Raw genomic sequence first — 890 nt, 5'->3', positions numbered from 1 at the left:
AAACTTAACAAACTTGGGAATAAATTATCCTGACTTAACTTTTGTTTAGTTTGTTGGCTTAAACAATTCACTTGAGCAAGATTATGTTGTTTCCAACTTTCAGAGAACCACATAATCATTGGTACATGTGTTTGTTGGCTCGGTGCGATTGCATAAGGTGAACCATGTAAATATAAACCATGTTCTCCGGTTGATTCGCCATGATCAGATAAATACCATAAACCTGTCTGATATTTTGATATTTCTTTTAGAGTATTAATCATTTGGCTTAATACATGGTCTGTATATACGATTGTATTATCATAACTATTTAGCAATTCGGTTTGCGAACAGCCCTGTATCGCATTCGTATCACAAGTCGGTTTAAAGGGTTGATATGCCTCAGGTGCACGCTTGTAATATGCAGGCCCGTGACTACCCACCTGATGCAAAACAATCAAACGTGGGCGATCATCATCTTTGGCAATAGTAGCCAAATACTGCTTTAAGCTGTCAATGAGAATGTCATCATAACATTCGCCATCTTTACACCATTTTTTCTTTAAGTTTTCAGGAATCTGGTATTGCTCAACGCGATCACATGCACCTTTACAACCCGAGTTATTATCAATCCAAGTCACTTGGTAACCCGCACGTTTTGCAATATCTAGTAAACCTTCGCGGTGACTAGCTAATTGCTCATCATAATCTACACGTGGCATACCCGAGAACATACATGGCACAGAAACCGCTGTCGCCGTACCGCATGAGCTCACTTGCGAAAAGTTGAAAATATCTTGTTTAGAAAGCTCCGGATTCGTATTTTTTGCATACCCATTTAGAGAGAAACTTTCGGCACGTGCCGTTTCACCTACAACAAGTATCATTAACTTAGGGAGGTTCTTTTGTAC

Annotated in this window: 1 protein-coding gene; it reads right to left on the bottom strand. The window is 39.2% G+C overall.

Annotation, left to right across the window (positions count from 1 at the left end; translation table 11 throughout):
• Positions 1–890: phosphoethanolamine transferase (locus R5R67_RS19475; RefSeq protein WP_318755210.1), on the bottom strand; the 890-nt coding region annotated here is incomplete at both ends.

This window comes from Acinetobacter sp. OYA S30, from assembly GCF_033599315.1.
GTDB classification, from domain to species: domain Bacteria; phylum Pseudomonadota; class Gammaproteobacteria; order Pseudomonadales; family Moraxellaceae; genus Acinetobacter; species Acinetobacter baumannii.
The sequence above is the reverse complement of the archived record's forward strand: the minus strand, read 5'-3'. Positions and strand labels throughout refer to the sequence as shown.